General features: G+C 53.2%; 16 protein-coding genes. 9 read left to right on the top strand and 7 right to left on the bottom strand.

All coding sequences use genetic code 11. The annotated features are described in order from the left end of the window. Window positions 1-2: 2 nt before the first annotated feature. Window positions 3-722 carry a haloacid dehalogenase type II gene (locus tag AC8GE9_RS07010; protein WP_506676448.1) on the top strand — a complete coding sequence of 240 codons (720 nt, stop codon included), beginning with the start codon at window positions 3-5 and terminating at the stop codon, window positions 720-722. A gap of 2 nt (window positions 723-724) precedes the next feature. On the opposite strand, the gene AC8GE9_RS07005 is transcribed toward AC8GE9_RS07010, so the two are convergent. Beyond that, window positions 725-1,261 carry a YaeQ family protein gene (locus AC8GE9_RS07005; RefSeq protein WP_506676447.1) on the bottom strand — a complete coding sequence of 179 codons (537 nt, stop codon included), beginning with the start codon at window positions 1,259-1,261 and terminating at the stop codon, window positions 725-727. Window positions 1,262-1,376: 115 nt separating this feature from the next. On the opposite strand from AC8GE9_RS07005, the gene AC8GE9_RS07000 reads away from it, so the two are divergent. Genes AC8GE9_RS07000 through cho form a run of 4 tightly spaced genes read left to right on the top strand, consistent with a single transcriptional unit; the run spans window position 1,377 to window position 5,754 of the window. After that, a complete protein-coding gene (locus tag AC8GE9_RS07000; protein ID WP_506676446.1) occupies window positions 1,377-2,159 on the top strand; it encodes a fumarylacetoacetate hydrolase family protein in 783 nt (260 codons plus the stop codon). 15 nt (window positions 2,160-2,174) lie between these two features. After that, complete coding sequence (locus AC8GE9_RS06995; protein ID WP_506676445.1) at window positions 2,175-3,278, top strand: CaiB/BaiF CoA transferase family protein; 1,104 nt, start codon at window positions 2,175-2,177, stop codon at window positions 3,276-3,278. After that, on the top strand, window positions 3,275-4,885 hold the full coding sequence (locus AC8GE9_RS06990; protein WP_506676444.1) for an NAD(P)/FAD-dependent oxidoreductase: 1,611 nt from the start codon (window positions 3,275-3,277) through the stop codon (window positions 4,883-4,885). The genes AC8GE9_RS06995 and AC8GE9_RS06990 overlap by 4 nt, the downstream gene beginning before the upstream one ends. A 14-nt stretch (window positions 4,886-4,899) precedes the next feature. After that, window positions 4,900-5,754: an excinuclease Cho gene (gene cho / locus AC8GE9_RS06985; protein ID WP_506676443.1), complete on the top strand. Its 855-nt coding sequence runs from the start codon at window positions 4,900-4,902 to the stop codon at window positions 5,752-5,754. Window positions 5,755-5,773: 19 nt separating this feature from the next. On the opposite strand, the gene AC8GE9_RS06980 is transcribed toward cho, so the two are convergent. From AC8GE9_RS06980 to AC8GE9_RS06970, 3 genes are read right to left on the bottom strand one after another with little or no spacing between them, the layout of a single operon-like run. After that, window positions 5,774-6,865 (bottom strand): DUF6817 domain-containing protein, encoded by a 1,092-nt coding sequence (locus tag AC8GE9_RS06980; protein WP_506676442.1) that lies wholly within the window; start codon window positions 6,863-6,865, stop codon window positions 5,774-5,776. Window positions 6,866-6,885: 20 nt separating this feature from the next. After that, a complete protein-coding gene (locus AC8GE9_RS06975; RefSeq protein ID WP_506676441.1) occupies window positions 6,886-8,340 on the bottom strand; it encodes an N-acyl-D-amino-acid deacylase family protein in 1,455 nt (484 codons plus the stop codon). A 51-nt stretch (window positions 8,341-8,391) separates the two neighbouring features. Further along, a complete protein-coding gene (locus tag AC8GE9_RS06970; RefSeq protein WP_506676440.1) occupies window positions 8,392-9,789 on the bottom strand; it encodes a M20 family metallopeptidase in 1,398 nt (465 codons plus the stop codon). Window positions 9,790-9,928: 139 nt separating this feature from the next. Here AC8GE9_RS06970 and AC8GE9_RS06965 point away from each other — a divergent pair, with 139 nt between their 5' ends. Genes AC8GE9_RS06965 through AC8GE9_RS06955 form a run of 3 tightly spaced genes read left to right on the top strand, consistent with a single transcriptional unit; the run spans window position 9,929 to window position 12,421 of the window. Continuing rightward, entirely contained in the window at window positions 9,929-11,140 is a 1,212-nt protein-coding gene (locus tag AC8GE9_RS06965) for an MFS transporter (protein ID WP_506676439.1), read from the top strand. A gap of 22 nt (window positions 11,141-11,162) precedes the next feature. Next, window positions 11,163-11,612, top strand: a complete 450-nt coding sequence (locus AC8GE9_RS06960; protein WP_506676438.1) for an acyl-CoA thioesterase — start codon at window positions 11,163-11,165, stop codon at window positions 11,610-11,612. 26 nt (window positions 11,613-11,638) lie between these two features. After that, window positions 11,639-12,421: a hypothetical protein gene (locus AC8GE9_RS06955; protein ID WP_506676437.1), complete on the top strand. Its 783-nt coding sequence runs from the start codon at window positions 11,639-11,641 to the stop codon at window positions 12,419-12,421. A gap of 24 nt (window positions 12,422-12,445) precedes the next feature. Here AC8GE9_RS06955 and AC8GE9_RS06950 read toward each other — a convergent pair whose 3' ends face one another. Then, a complete protein-coding gene (locus tag AC8GE9_RS06950; protein WP_506676436.1) occupies window positions 12,446-13,228 on the bottom strand; it encodes an enoyl-CoA hydratase in 783 nt (260 codons plus the stop codon). Between the two features lie 115 nt (window positions 13,229-13,343). Between AC8GE9_RS06950 and AC8GE9_RS06945 the strand changes: the two genes are divergently transcribed. Beyond that, the gene (locus AC8GE9_RS06945; RefSeq protein ID WP_506676435.1) at window positions 13,344-14,540 is read left to right on the top strand and encodes a CaiB/BaiF CoA transferase family protein; all 1,197 of its coding nucleotides are present in this window, start codon (window positions 13,344-13,346) and stop codon (window positions 14,538-14,540) included. Window positions 14,541-14,654: 114 nt separating this feature from the next. On the opposite strand, the gene AC8GE9_RS06940 is transcribed toward AC8GE9_RS06945, so the two are convergent. Beyond that, complete coding sequence (locus AC8GE9_RS06940) at window positions 14,655-15,527, bottom strand: fumarylacetoacetate hydrolase family protein (RefSeq protein ID WP_506676434.1); 873 nt, start codon at window positions 15,525-15,527, stop codon at window positions 14,655-14,657. Window positions 15,528-15,601: 74 nt separating this feature from the next. Continuing rightward, on the bottom strand, window positions 15,602-16,432 hold the full coding sequence (locus AC8GE9_RS06935; protein WP_506676433.1) for an undecaprenyl-diphosphate phosphatase: 831 nt from the start codon (window positions 16,430-16,432) through the stop codon (window positions 15,602-15,604). Window positions 16,433-16,497: the final 65 nt, after the last annotated feature.

The following is a 16,497-nucleotide window of genomic DNA, read 5'->3' as shown; positions in this document are numbered from 1 at the left end:
CGATGTCCTCACTCACAACCACTGTCAAAGCCATGGTGTTCGACACGTTCGGCTCCGTGGTCGATTGGCGCGGCAGCATCACCCGAGATTTGACCCGCTGGGGTCAGGAAAATGGCTTTCAAGCCGACTGGACAGCCTTTGCCGTCAAATGGCGTGGCATGTACCAGCCCTCGATGGAAGCCGTACGAAGCGGCAAGCGACCTTGGACGATTCTCGATGTTTTACATCGCGAATCACTCGAAGTCCTCATCAAGGAATTTGGTTTTGATGCGATGACCGAAGCCCAGCGCGTGTATGTCAACAAAGTCTGGCACAGACTCGACGGCTGGCCCGATGCGGTGGGTGGTCTGACGCGTCTCAAAAGCAAATACATCATCGCGCCGCTGTCGAACGGCAATATTTCCTTGCTGACCGACATCGCCAAATACACAGGTTTACCCTGGGACTTGAATCTGTCCACCGAGGTGTTTCATTGTTATAAACCTCAGCCACAATCCTATCTGGGTGTCTGTGCGGCGCTGCAACTTGAACCCGGCGAGGTGATGATGTGTGCCGCCCACAACGATGACCTGCTTGCGGCCCGCAATGTCGGACTCAAGACCGCGTTTTGGCCACGTCCGACCGAGCACGGTCCAGAGCAGAAAACCAATCTAGTCGCGGCCCATGACTTTGATATCGTGGCCAAGGACATACGGGATCTCGCTACCCAGATGGGTGTGTAGGGTTAGCGCCAGATCTGCTGCTCAAGCGTGATCTGGCCTTTTTCCGAAGAAACAAAGAGCTCGCTATCCTGGATATTGACGTGTACCGTCATTGTGCGCTCAGCCCAGTTCGCGAGTTCTTTCGTTTGCTCTGCGGGCAAACAAACCACGTTGAGATTTCGCGTGCGGGCGAGCTTATTTTGAACAGAGTCCCACCAGATTTTGCTGGTGTGTCCGCCGTAGCAATAAATCACCACTTTGGTGGCGCGTCCGCAGGCCTTTAAAATGCGACGTTCGTCTGGCTGACCCACCTCGATCCAGAGATCGATGGCGCCGGTGAGGTCTTTTTGCCAGAGATCCGGCTCATCCGCATCGCTGATCCCTTTGGTAAAGACCAGATCCTCATGGGCATTCAAGGCGAACGCCAAGAGGCGTACCATCATCCTTTCGTCAGTTTCAGAGGGATGACGGGCCAACGTGAGGGCATGGCTCTCGTAATAATGACGGTCCGAATCCGCCACATTGAGCTCAGCTTTGTAAATTGTCGCGCGCAGGGCCATAAGTCGTCTTAAAGTTCGGTCTGACGCAAAGGCGTCATAACGGGAGTAACGTGAGTAAAGTAAGTAACGGGAAGTTCTGGATTATCCTTCATAACCAACTCTTAAGTGAATTTTCATGACAAACCCACAGATCGACGTAATTGCTCAAACCCTGCTGACAGCTCGCCGCACGCAGACTCCGGCCGATGCCAGCCCTTTTGCAGGCCAATTGCACAGCGTCTCTGAGGCCCTGGCCGTTCAAGACATCATCCTCGCTGCGTTGGCCCCTCAACAGACACCGATTTCTCGGCACTGGAAGTCTGGCGGTCCTTCTCGAACCGCCGAGATTTTAAATACGGCGCTGTTAGACACAGGGATGTTGAAAAGTCCCGCTCAGGCGGGCGCCCACCCGTTCAACCTTCGCCTGATCGAAATTGAGATCGGGTTCAAAACAAAGCATGCCGTCACGCCTGCGCAAGCAAGCGCCATGACACAAGAGCAAGGTCACGCATTGATCGAAGCTTTTACGGTCACAATTGAGGTGGTCGACTCCCGTTGGCAACAGGGTATCGATACCGAGGCTTTACTCAAACTCGCGGACATGCAGTCACACGGTGTCTTGGTCATCGGACAATGGCAACCTTATGGCGAACAAGAAGCACGCCGTGACTGGTCCAAACAACGCTGTACCGTCAAAATTGGCGAGCAAGCACCTCTGGAGTTTGTGGGCACACACTCGATGCAGGATCCGCGCTGGGTGATCCCAGCATGGGTTCAGCATGCGACATCTGGTGGCCAAACCCTACCTGCCGGTGCCGTGGTGACCACAGGCAGTTGGTCGGGCGTACCTGCCGCGCAAGCGGGGGATCTTGTCGTCGCCCAATTTGACGGCATTGGCTCAGTCTCTGTCCAACTCTAATCAGGTCCGTGCACGATGCAACCCCTCAAAGGCGTAAAAATTCTTGATTTCAGCACGCTGCTGCCTGGTCCCATGTGCACCTTGATTTTGGCCGATGCCGGTGCCGACGTCATCAAAATCGAACGCTCCGAGGGCGACGATATGCGTGCCTACCTACCTAAGCTCGGCGAGGATAGCGTCAACTTTTCTTTGCTCAATCGTGGCAAAAAATCCATTATCGCCAACCTCAAGGATCCAAGCACGCGCGAAAAAATAGAAGCGCTGATCCGCGAAGCGGACGTCATTGTCGAGCAATTCCGTCCGGGCGTGATGGATCGCCTAGGCCTTGGCTTTGAGCAGGTACACGCCTTGAATCCGAAGCTTGTCTATTGTTCGATCACCGGTTTTGGTCAAACAGGCCCTTATGCTCAAATCGCAGCCCATGATATGAACTATCAAGCCAAAACCGGTATGGTCGGACTCGGTGCTGGCGCGGACGGCGCCCCCCAAGTCCCGCCGGTATTGGTCGCGGACCTCGCCGCGGGCGCCTACCCAGCGGTGATGAATATTTTGCTGGGTTTACGACAGCGTGACCTCACCGGGCAAGGTTGTCATTTGGATGTCTCGATGGCCGACAACTTATTTCCGCTCATGTATTGGGGTCTTGGGCATGGCTGGGCCGCAAACCAGTGGCCCAAAGCGGGTGACGAACTTTTAACGGGCGGTAGCCCACGCTATCAGATCTACCAAACCTCCGATCATCGATACCTGTCAGCGGCGCCCCTAGAGGACAAGTTTTGGCGACGTTTTCTAGAGCTCATCGGGGCATCCGAGCTCACTCACCTCGAGCAACCCGCCCTTGTCAAAGCCAGCATCGCTCGCATCCTTGCAGCACACCCCGCCGCGCACTGGATGGCTCTCTTTGAGGGCCAGGATGTCTGTGTCGCTGAAATCGTATCGCTCGAACAAGCGACACAAGACAAACACTTTCAAGAGCGTGGTGTCTTTAAGCGACAACTAAAAACCAGTCATGGTGAGGTACTATCCGCGCTGCCGACCCCATTGAGCCCGCATTTTTTGAGTCCTGATACGATGGCGACCAGCCCCAAGCTTGGGCAGCACACCGACGATATTTTATGATTCACATTACCGAACTCCGCCTTCCGCTCGAACACACCGAAGACGCCTTGCGTGCCGCGGTGATCGAACGGCTCGGCATCACGACCGAACAATTATTATCGTTTGATATTTTTAAACGTAGCTACGACGCACGTAAAAAAAATGCCCTCACCTTTATTTATACGATTGATGCCAAGGTCACAGTGCCAGAGGTACTGTTAAAAAAATTTCGCGGTGATCCGCACATCAGCCCAACACCCGACACCGATTACAAATTCGTCGCACGCGTAGAGCGAGACACACAACGAACTCGGCCCAGACCCGTCGTGATCGGTTTTGGCCCATGCGGGATCTTTGCCGCCTTATTATTGGCGCAGATGGGGTTAAAACCCATTGTGTTAGAACGCGGTAAAGCCGTCCGTGAACGCACTCAGGACACCTGGAAACTCTGGCGAAAAAATATTTTGAATCCTGAGTCAAACGTGCAATTCGGTGAAGGTGGTGCGGGCACGTTCTCAGATGGCAAGCTTTACAGTCAGATCAAAGATCCAAAGTTTTATGGTCGTAAAGTCATCCGGGAGTTTGTCAAAGCAGGCGCTCCCGAAGAAATTCTCTACGTCGCCAAGCCGCATATCGGCACCTTTCGCCTGGTTGGTGTGGTTGAAAAAATGCGCGAAGAAATTATCGCGTTGGGTGGCGAAATTCGCTTTTCCCAAAAAGTGGTGGGGTTTGAGATCGCGCATCAGCAGATTCGGGCGGTCCAGCTTGAAAGCGGTGAAACGCTTGCCGCTGACCATGTGATCGTCGCCCTCGGACACAGTGCCCGCGACACCTTTAAAGTCCTCCACGACGCCGGTGTCTTCATGGAAGCCAAACCGTTCTCAGTGGGTTTTCGCATCGAACATCCTCAATCATTGATTGATCGAGCAAGGCTCGGCCCCAATGCAGGCAACAAGCTGATCGGTGCTGCGGACTACAAACTCGTGCATCACGCCAACAATGGTCGCGCCGTCTACAGCTTTTGTATGTGCCCCGGCGGCACCGTCGTCGCAGCGACTTCCGAAACCAATCGTGTCGTCACCAATGGCATGAGTCAATACTCGCGCAATGAGCGCAATGCCAATGCGGGTATTGTGGTGGGTATCACGCCCGCGGACTATCCCGGCGGGCCTCTCGCAGGTCTCGACTTTCAACGGCAAATCGAATCCCACGCCTATATCTTGGGTGGTAGCAACTACGAAGCTCCAGGCCAACTTGTTGGTGATTTTTTAATGGGTCGCGCCTCCACTGAACTCGGTAGTGTGATCCCGTCCTATAAGCCTGGCGTTCATCTGACCGATTTAGCGACTAGCCTTCCTGCCTATGCCATCGACGCGATCCGCGAAGCCATTCCCGCGTTTGAAAAGCAAATCAAAGGCTTTTCGATGCACGATGCAATATTGACCGGCGTTGAAACCCGGACCTCGTCCCCACTGCGTATGACGCGCGGCACAGACTTCCAAAGCCTCAACGTCAAAGGCCTCTATCCCGCGGGAGAGGGTGCAGGCTATGCCGGCGGTATTCTATCCGCAGGTGTCGATGGCATTCGTGTCGCAGAGGCGCTGGCGCTGAGCTACGTGTCCGCCTAGATGCACGCCGCATCATGAAACGTGTGACGCGGCGCGCAAGCTTTGATACCACGCTTGACTACGAATATCCTACTCACTTACGTGAGAGTATTGAGGACTTACCAACAACACCGGGTGTTTATATTTTTCATGGTGCCATGGGTGATCTGCCCTTGTATATCGGAAAAAGTATCAACATCCGCGCGCGCGTCATGTCGCATCTGCGCACTGCCGATGAAGCCCGCATGTTGAAACAGACGGAAAAAATTACCTATCTTCGTACGACGGGTGAAATCGGCGCGCTCCTGCTCGAAGCCAGATTGATCAAAGAACAACAGCCTCTCTTTAATCAAAAGTTACGTCGCACACGTCAAATGTGTTCGCTCAGAGTTCAAGGCGATCAACCTGAGGTGGTTTACTCCAATAAAATCGATTTTTCAAATACGTCTGATCTATATGGTTTGTATGCGAGTCGACACGCCGCGATCGCAGCACTGAAGAACATCGCGGATGAGAAACAACTTTGCTTGAGTGTGCTCGGACTAGAAAAACTCTCTGGAGATCGACCCTGTTTTCGCGCGATGCTCAAGCGCTGCGCCGGCGCCTGTCATGGTCAAGAAACTCTCACTGCACATCGCGCGCGACTGTTGGAGAGTTTGTCGCAAAGTCGCGTGATCTGTTGGCCCTACTCAGGCGCGATAGGACTGATCGAACGCTTGGACGACGAAATACAAATTCATGTCGTCAAAAACTGGTTTTATCTGGGCAGTGTCCCGACCATAGAACAAGCGCGGTCCTTACACCTGACTGCGCCCGGCTTTGATAGTGATGGCTACAAAATTTTATGCAAACCCATTATGAATGGCTCTGCGCAAATCGTTGAGCTTTAATGCCAGCTAGACAAATTCACTACAGCTCCGGCGTCAACGCCACGTTATTGAGCTTATTGAGCGTCTCAGGCCACTGAAGCTTTTGAGCTGATTGCAACAACACCCTGCCCCAAGACATCCAGCCATCCCAGCCAATACGTTTATCCCAAGAGTTGCCCCAGCAAGCTGCGGTTTGCACGCCCGCTTCGGCATACTGACGACCCAAATCAAAGTTGCGCTCAGTCATATGGAGTTGTGACAACACCATATAGGGCTCAGCGACCCAAGGATTGAGTTTAATCGCCTGCTCGAGTACCGCCGCCGTCGCAGTTGGAGACATCAGTGGTTGGCTTTGTTGCATCACCGACCAATACAAAGCCGCAGCCGCCGCTTCGTCACCAGGTGCCATCACTTGTCTGCCATGATCAAATACGGGAGGCTGTGGTAACTGATTTTTTAACTCAGGCTGTTGAAGAAAATTGCCTAAGCGTGAAATCTGTCCCCAGCGATATGTCGTGGGTCGCATCGGACCCGGCCACAAGGCGGCTGCCCAGTGTTGTTGAGCAGGTTGTGGCTTGTAGTCCGGATAACCCATGTAGATATCATCTTGCCAGCTATACCATTGCTCGCAAATATCGGCCATGCTCACGACAATGAAAGCCGCGACATCGCGGGCGGGCAACACAAAAGGCGCGCCGTGAAGCGTGATGGTCAGACTACCATCTGCCTTGAGATTACCTTTAAATAACTCACCCAAAAATTCGGTACGCGACATCACACAAAACAAATAGATCAGTCGCTCAGCATCCTCACCGACCGCTTCTTGCAAGCGACCCCGTTCGCTTTTTGGATCGAACTTCATGAGATCGACGTGCGCGTTTCCATACACGCTGTGCAAGAGCCCAAGCTGACGCACATGTTTAGGCTGCTGCCACAAGGTCAACGTTCGCGTCACGCCAATCAAGTGATGCCGAAAAGTGCCGGCTTTGTGCCAATCCTGTCCGACACCTCGGCCGAGCACCAAGGGCATTACAGGACCAAGATCAGGATCATGCTGCAACCACTCCTCGTCGAGTAAGCTGATCGCCCTGGCAAGTTGAGCTTGATCGAGTGTTGGCAGCAGCGTGGTCATGCGTGGTGTCCTAGAGTGTTTTAAATAACTGGGCGAGATAGCACACGACCGGGTCTTGCTCCAGTGGCCTTGCCCTGATCCCACACCACCGCACCATTGACAATCACCGTATTGATCCCGCGCGCCATGGCAATCGGGTTGTCATACGTCGCGACTTCGTCGACAGTTTCTTCGTTAAACAAGGTCAAGTCTGCGAAGGCGCCTTCTTTCAAGACCCCGCGATCCGTCAAGCCAAAGTTCACGGCTGTCAGACCCGTCATCTTGTGTACTGCTGTTTCAAGCGTGAACAAACCCAGACCGCGTCGGTAGTGACCGAGCACACGAGGAAACGTTGACCACAAGCGCGGATGCGGCGAAGTATCGTGTGGCAGACCATCCGAACCAATCATGGTGGGACCGAACTGCATAATTTTCTGGACATCGCCCTCGTCCATACGGAAATAAATCGCACCGGCAGGCAAGAGTCGCTCGACCGCTTCGGCTAGCGTCACACCCATTTTTTCGGCGATCTTGTCGAGATCCTGTCCTGCGTATTCAGGTAAAGTTTTCGACCACGTGACGATGACGCGCGCGGAGTTCTCGGCACGGCTCATCGACAAGACGGTCGAACCTGCCGCATAGGGATAACAGTCCAGACAAATCGGCTGTTTGGCCATGCTCTTGCGAATGAACTCAAGCGTCTCATCCGAGCGTCCATAATTTTTAGCGCCAATGACTTTGTGGTGAGAAATCACCACCGGCACACCGACTTCGCGACCGATGCGAAAGGTCTCTTCGAGGGAGTCCATCACACCGTCGGCTTCATCGCGCATATGCGTGCAATACAAGCCGTTATATTCTTTCAAAGGACGACAAATCTCGATGACTTCCTCGGTCGGTGCCGCGACCGCAGGCTCGTAAAACAAACCTGTCGAGACACCGATTGCGCCGGCCTGCATGGCTTCGACCACAAGCTCTCGCATTTGATCGATTTGAGCGGGCGTCGCGGGCTTTTCTAAATCATCCATGGTCGCGACACGCAAGGTCGTATGGCCCACGAGCATCGCGCGATTCGTCGTTGTAGGTTCGGCGCGTAACGCGTCCAGATATTCAGTAAAGCTGCGATATTTAAACCAATGCCCTTCATCATCGAGCAAGTTAAGGGGCGGCGTCACGGGATCTGGAATAGGACGAGGCATTGGCGCCAATGAAACACCGCAATTACCCCCGATGATCGTGGTCACACCTTGGCTGACCTTTGGCGTCATCTCGGGACTCGACAGCATCATACGATCATCATGGGTATGCGCATCGATAAAACCTGGTGCGGCAACTTGCCCCTTTAAATCGATTTCCTGCTTACCTGTGCAACCCGCAAGATCACCAATTTTGGCGATGCGGTCACCATTAATGCCGATATCGCCCTTAAAGCGGTCTGCACCAGTGCCGTCGATCACGAGGGCATTTTTAATCAGCAAATCAAACTGTGTGCTCATTTTTTACAACTCCTGATAGATTGAAACCTGCGGTGCGATTGCGATAACCTCTCACGCTGCGATCTTGGCGCCCTTGTCACCCAGATCCCAAAACAAGCCTGCCATCAACTGCAAGGACTCACGCGCCACCGAACCGAGCATGTGTTCGTTCGGAGCGTGCTGCGAACAAGCCGCATAGGAATGCGGTACCCAGACAGTTGGGAGCGCCAGTATTTTCGAAAACGCATCGTTTGGCAAAGTACCACCAAGGTTTGGCAGCACATCAACTTCTTTGCCCGTGGTCTGGGTGATAGAAGCCGCAGCCATTTTCACCCAAGCGTTATCAGGATCGAGGCGTGTAGCTTCGGCTGCTTCGCCACGACTAGGCTTGGCCTCGACATCGGTAAAACCATGCGCATCAAGGTGGTCACGGATGTGCTTCAAAAAGTTTGCGTTGTCACTGCCTACGACGTAACGCAACTGACAGAAGGCGACGGCATAACCTGGGATCGCATTGACAGGGGCGTCGGGATTACCCGTTTTAAAGGCCAAGGTTTCAAACGTATTCCAGGCAAAAACACGTTCAGTCGGCGTCAGACCAGGCTCAGCCCAATCAGGATCGATCTCTGGGTCATTTGGGCCACCCCCAACTTGGATATTGGCCAAAGCACGACGGACATTGTCTGGCAGGGAACTAGGCAACAATTTTGGCACCAAAATCCGACCTTTTGGATCGACCATCGAGGCGATCGCATGCGCCAGACGGATCCCCGGGTTTTTCAGCAAACCGCCCCAGTTGCCGGAGTGGTGAGCACCCTCACGCACATTCAAGCGTAATTCAAAATTGAAGGCGCCACGGGAACCGAGGAACAGTGTTGGGCGCGAGGCAGAGACACGCGGACCATCCGAAGCGAGAAATAAATCGGCCTTGAGCAAATCACCGTGTAGCGCGCACATTTCACGCAAACCAGGCGAACCCATTTCCTCACCCATTTCGATCAGTAAAGTCACGTTGTAGCCCAGCTTGCCCTGACGCGCGGTGATGACTTGCTCGAGCGCGGCGAGGTTGATGGTGTGCTGACCCTTGTTATCTGCCGTGCCACGTCCATACCAGCGGTCACCGCGAATACTCAAGGTCCAAGGAGTCAGCCCTTCGTTCCATTGCGGTGCATAGCCGCGCACCACGTCACCATGCCCGTAGGTCAGCACCGTAAAGTTTGCCTCGGGCTCAGTACGACTCGCGACTAAAAAGGGTGCGCCGCCCTCAATGGGATTCGGTACGATTTTGCAAGCGAAGCCAAGCTTCACCAACAGAGGCGACAGCTCTTCAGTGAGATAGGAGGTCAGCACTGGAATTTTTCCTGGCTCCTGACTTTCCGTTGGAATGGCGACCCGGCGCTCGAGGGTGGACTGAAACTGTCCCTGATCAAAGTAGGCAGTGGCTAAATCAATGGCTTGTTGACGACTCATGGGGGGCTCGCAGAAAAAAAGGGTTACCTTAGCTTAAAGCTTGGCACCCAATCGCACAACCTCGCCTTGGCGGAGAATTAAAAAGTCATTTAAAGTGGATAATAAGTAAAAATAACCCTGAGACAGACAAAACAACCGCATGTCCTCCCGCATCTATCGCGCCGTCACCGTCACTGGCGCGGCTCAAGTGATTGCAAGCGCCGGCGCGCATTATCTCCCCGCCGTCATCGCAATCCCCGCCAGCCGAGATCTCGGACTCGCCCCTGCCATCCTGTTCGCAGGCTTCTCCATTGCCTTAGGCGTATCCGCCCTGGCAGGTCCTCTGGCAGGCAAGATGGTGGATCGCTTTGGCGGCCGCCCCGTTCTGATGCTGTCCAATCTGATCTTCGCTTTAGGTTTGACCTTTCTTGGCTTTGCCGAGGGGATGTGGAGCGTCCTCTTGGGCTACGCAGTCCTTGGGCTCGGTATGGCGACTGGACTATTAGAAGTCGCTTTTTCGGCCATTGTGCGCCTTTTTGGCAAAAGCTCGCGCAACCCGATTACCGGCGTGACGCTCATTGCCGGCTTTGCCAGCCTTGTGGCGTGGACGGTTTCCGTTCACGTCGAATCCAAATTTGGCTGGAGTGGCGTCTGCTGGTTTTGGGCCTGTATCCATATATTGGTCGGTTTGCCCCTCAATGCCCTTTTGCCCAGTCCGCTCAGCCCAAGCGCCGAACTTGCTCTAAAGGCAGAGACCGCCAAACAAGAGGTCTCTGCTGCCGTATCCGCGGCACCCACACCAACAGAGCCTACCCCAATTCCCAGCAAATACACCGCCTTTCTACTGGCATTTGTCTTTGCCGCCAACGCTTTTGTCGGCATGGGCTTGATGATTCACATGCCTCGGATGCTGGAGGGCATGGGCGTCCCTCTGGCCTTAGCCTTTACCATCGGCGCGTTGGTGGGCCCCTCTCAGGTACTCGGCCGACTCATCGACTTCTTTTTTATGCGGCGATGGCACCCACTGGTCAGCACGCGACTGGCCGCGCTTACCCACCCGATTGGCGGGGCTCTGCTGCTCGTCTTTGGCGTCCCCTTCGCGATGGCTTTCGTCGTGTTGCATGGTATTGGAAATGGCATTCTGATCATTGCCAGAGGCACCCTGCCGCTCTCAATTTTTGGTACAAAGGGCTATGGACAACGACAAGGCTGGCTGATGATGCCCTCTAAGTTCGCGCAGGCCGCTGCGCCATTTTTATTTGGCCTCGCACTGACCGAATGGGGATCGAATGTGCTTTGGCTTTCTTGGGGCTTGGGTTTAAGCGTGTTTCTCGCGCTGTGCATGATCTCCACGAGATACCGTCCCACTTAATTGACGACTTTAGAACATGGCAATGAGCGAACAAACTCCTGATACGCAACGAATTGGCCCTTATTCAAAAAACGATTTCAATTTTTTTGAAATGATCACTCTGCGTTGGGCGGATAACGACTCCTATGGTCATATCAACAATGCCCATTACTACTCATTTTTTGACACAGCGGTCGATGGCTTTCTGATGCACCATGCTATGCGTTCGGTCTTGGCAGGTGAATATCAAACGCTCGTGGTCGCTTCAGAGTGTCGGTATTTTCGTCAAGTATCCTCACCCGGAACCATTCAAGTAGGCGTGCGCGTCGGTCGCATGGGTCGCAGCTCGATCGCTTACGAAGTCGCCGTCTTTAATGACGAGTCTGACGAGGCGGCCGCACAAGGTCAGTTCGTCCATGTCTGCGTCAACCGCGCATCTCAGCGACCCGTTGCGATTCCAGAAAGCTTTCGCCTCACGGCGCAAACTTTTTAAATATTCATGTCGGAGATCTTTCAAACATGACAACTGTTGTCACGCAAGAGCAGGCACTTAACGAACGCCACCACTACCGTTTACCCAACGGCACGGATACGTGGATCTCATCGTATGTCGGCATTAATTCCGTCGAACGGCGCGCAAAAGGCCTGCCCGCTCGCACACCCGAGGCTTTTCCGCCGCCGCTCGAACCGATTGCCTTTCTCGTTAAGCAAGGCGCCAACACTATGATTCCCGGCCACTATCACCAAGCCGATCAATTTCAAGTTTTCATCTCCGGCGAAGGCAAGTTCGGAATCAAGCCTATAGAAGGCTTGACGGTCCATTACGCCATGGCTTTTACACCCTATGCGCCGATTCATGCCGACCACACCGGCATTGAATACTACACGCTGCGTAATGGCTGGGATCCTGGTGCGCGCTGGATGCCCGAGCATCGAGAGGCACTCAAAGGACGTACCAAAGCCTACCGTCATGGCCTTGGTGCGATTCCGGCTCTGATCGGCGATGTCGACGGTCCCAAGCAGATCGAGGGCGTTTTAACGCAGATGATCGTGGCACCCGAGGACGACGGTCTGCTGTCCACCCTGTTTCAGACCACTGGTGAGGCGTCCATCAGCGGTCCCGCCCCCTCCACCGGTCGAGGTCAATACTGGCTCGTGATGCGCGGTCAATGTCAAATCAACGGGCAGCAAGCATTCGAACGGTCGCTGGTCTTTGTCGCGCCGGACCAAGCCGCACCCACCATCAGCGCGGGCGCTGATGGTGTCGCGATCTTGTTAGTGCAATTTCCAAAAAGAAACTAGGCCTGATCGGCGCTGGCGGGTTGCTCAACGACCTTTGAATTGGGCCGGCCGCTTTTCCATAAAAGCGGTGCGCCCTTCCTTGAAGTCCTCGCTGGCGAAACAGATTTTGACCATTTCCTCGGCGCGCGCGAGATCCTGCTCAGCAGAATGGGCGCAGACCGTACGAACGATGAACTTACTCGCTGCGACGGTAAGAGGTGCGTTTTCAGCAATCGCCTGAGTGTACTGAGCGACAACGTCATCGATTTGCTCAACCGAACACACTCGCGATACGAAACCCATGCGCAAAGCATCAGCGGCATCAAAGCGGCGTGCAGTCACAAAAATATCTGTGGCGTTGGCCAAACCAATCACATCCACGAAGCGTTTGATACCCGTATGTCCATATCCCAAACCCAGACGTGCAGCTGGCATTCTGAACGTTGAGTAATCCGAACAGATCCGAATATCACATGCGGCAGCTAGACCCAATCCACCACCAAAACAAAAACCACGAATTTTTGCAATGATGGGCTTGGAACATTTAAGGGGTGCAATCATCGAATCCGCTACCGCGTCATCGTAGTCTTTTTGCGTTTGGGGTGAGCTACGCAAGGTATCGAACTGAGAAATATCCGCGCCCGATACGAAAGACTTTTCGCCCTGGCCCGTAATGACGATCACGCGAACCTCAGGATCCGCATCAAAGGCACGAATTGCTTTAGGCAAATCTACCCACATCTGAACAGACATTGCATTCATTTTGGTGGGATTGGAAATTGTAATGGTTCCAACCGCTGCATTTTTGGTAATCAATAACTCAGCCATATCAATCCTTTTAGGTCATTGTTGTCATTATATTTTTAACCCGCCTAGTATCTCTTGCAATAATTCTCAAAGCAACATATAAAACAGGCAGTCCTTTTCAAAACCTAAAAAAACCATGTCTAAAATCCAGGCTTCGTCCGCGCTCTCCAATCTTCGTGTCCTCGATATGTCGCGCGTGCGCGCAGGTCCGAACTGTGTTCGTCTGCTGGCCGACTTCGGCGCGGATGTCATTCGTATCGAGCCTCCCAAAGGCGTCGACCCCAACGAAGGGATGTTTGCCGGCAATCGTGAAGGAGGAGATTTTCAAAACCTCAACCGCAACAAGCGGGCGATGACCCTCAATTTAAAAAAACCTGGCGCACTGGAAATCATGATGCGTCTCGTCAAAACCGCAGACGTCGTGGTGGAAAACTGGCGCCCCGACATTAAAAAGAAACTCGGTATCGATTACGAGTCTTTAGCCAAGATCAATCCTCGCATTATTTTGGCGAGCATCTCAGGTTTTGGCCAAGAAGGCCCTTATGCATCACGCCCAGGCTTTGACCAGATCATGCAAGGCATGGGTGGTCTGATGTCCGTGACGGGCATTCCAGGCCAAGGCCCCGTTCGTGCGGGTCTCGCCGTGGCTGACATGAGTGCAGGACTATACGCCGGCATCGGTATCCTGACGGCGTTGCTGGAGCGTGAGCGCTCAGGCAAGGGCCAATGGGTGCATGCCTCGCTCCTGCACGCCCAAATCGCGATGATGGACTTTCAAGCCGCGCGTTACCTCAATGAGGGTGATGTCGCCGGTCAAGCAGGTAACGATCACCCTACTTCTACGCCCATGGGCTTGTTTGAGGCAAGCGATGGCGCCTTTAACCTTGGCGCCTCAGGCCAAGGCAACTGGGTTAGGTTATGCGAACTGGTGCAAAAAACAGAGTGGATCGCCGACCCTGACTTTGCAAACGAAAAAACCCGTACCGTGAATCGCACACGCTGCAATAAGCTGTTGAGTGAAGTCTTTAAAAACAATACCGTCGAATATTGGGTTGAAGCCCTCAACAATGCAGGCGTGCCTGCCGGTCCTGTCTATAACGTGCCCCAGATGTTTGCAGACAAGCACATCAAACAAGCAAACATCTCAAAAATGGTCAAAGACAAAGCAGGCAATGAAAAAGGCTTTATCACCCAGCCTGCAACCTTGAGCCGTACCCCTGCCGATGTGGTGACCACTGCGCCTCAATGGGGTGAGCATACCCAAGAGGTTCTGTCAGAAGTTGGCTATTCGGCCGAAGAAATCGCCAAGTTCCAAGAACAAGGTGTGGTCTAAAAGCCAAGCGTAATAGGCGCACGTATAAAGGAGACACCTCGGTGTCTCCTTTTTTGATCGCTATACTTTTAGACGCAAATAGCGGCTTGAAGTACGAAGCGCAAGCAACCCCTTTTATTTTTCGTCAACAATAGGATTGCTCAGCAAACCAACGCCTTCGATTTCGACTTCAATCGTATCGCCATGCTTCATAAACACAGGCGGCTTTCTCGCATAGCCTACACCTGCGGGGGTACCTGTAATCACGACATCACCTGGCTCAAGCGTCATACATTCGGTAATCAGCACCAATGTCTCCACCACACCCCATAGAAAGCTCTTGGTGTTGGCATCTTGCATAATCTGACCGTTCAGTCGAGACTGAATGCGCAAGCCGTCAGCACCGGGAGGCAGTTCGTCTGGCGTAACGAGCCAAGGCCCAAAACCACCTGTGGCGTCAAAGTTTTTACCAATTGTCCACTGAGTCGATTTACGTTGATAGTCGCGCAAGCTTCCATCGTTGAATACGCTATATCCGGCAACATATTCAAGCGCATTTGCGGCGGTAAGATGACGAGCGGTCTTACCCACAACAAAAGCAAGCTCAGCTTCGTAGTCAAACTTATCGGATACTTTAGGACGAATCATCGGCTCTAGGTGACCCACCATTGAGCTGGGTCCACGCATAAAAAAGCTTGGGTTCTCAGGACGCGCGTGACCGCCTTCAGCAGCGTGATCGGCGTAGTTCAACCCCAGACATACAATTTTACTTGGACGATCAATCAAAGGAATGAAACGTACACCCTTGAGGGCTTGCACCGCTGCAGACGCGCTTTTAAGGGCTTGCTGCGCACGACCCATCGCACCGGGCGTCGCAATGATTTCCAGCAAACTCTTGGGTAACGTGGCATCGGTTGCAGCCAAATCCACGAACTCTTGCGAATCTGCTGCTTTGAGTCCACCTACACGTTTTTGATTGTTCTGATCTACATAGCTAAATAAACGCATTCTCAATCTCCTTTATTATTTTCAAAATATTAAATTTAAATTTGAACTTGAACTAAAACTAAATGCCTCAGGACTTATAACCACAACCACGCGCCCACCACGAGACCCAGCGCGATGCGGTACCACGCAAATGCCCGATAGGTGTGTCGAGAGACAAACACAAGAATGGCGCGCACCACCACCAACCCGCATACAAACGCACTCACAAACCCCACCGCAATCGCCAAGAGATCTTGTTGTGTGAGCAAATGCGCATGTTTATAAAAATCGTAGACGGCCGCCGCCAGCATCGTTGGGATGGCCAGAAAGAAAGAAAACTCGGTCGCGGTCTTTCGCTGAATGCCCGACAGCATGCCGGCAATGATGGTGGCGCCTGAGCGAGAAGTACCTGGCACCATGGCGAGACATTGCGCACAGCCCACAATCAACGCTTGTTTCCAGGTAATTTTTTCAAGCGTTTGCACTTGATTCGCAGGTGCCTGAGCACTGTTGGCGGGGCGGCGGCGCTCCACCCAAAGCATAATCAGCCCACCCAGCACTAAGGTCACCACGACAACCCCAGGATGAAAAAATAACGCCTTGATGGCCTTAATAAATAACAGACCAATAATGGCTGAGGGCAAAAAAGCAATCAATAAATTGCGCGTAAAGGCGACCTCGACGGGCTCAAGGCGCATCGTGCCGCGCACCATCTGAAACAAGCGATGACGAAAAATCCACACCACTGCCAAGATTGAGCCTAACTGAATCACGACCTCAAAAACCTTGGCCTCGTTTGACTCAAAGCTGATCCAGTTACCAAAGAGAATCAAATGACCCGTACTGGAGATAGGCAAAAACTCGGTGATGCCCTCTACGATGCCTAGAAAAAAAGCTTTCCATAAATAGATTGTTTGCTCGGTCATGCCGACCCTGCCCCTTAATACTGGCTCAAAACAATCGATATTATCGCCGCAATTAGACTCGACTG

This window comes from Zwartia lucis, assembly GCF_965234455.1.
Taxonomy (GTDB): domain Bacteria; phylum Pseudomonadota; class Gammaproteobacteria; order Burkholderiales; family Burkholderiaceae_B; genus Zwartia; species Zwartia lucis.
The sequence above is the reverse complement of the archived record's forward strand: the minus strand, read 5'-3'. Positions and strand labels throughout refer to the sequence as shown.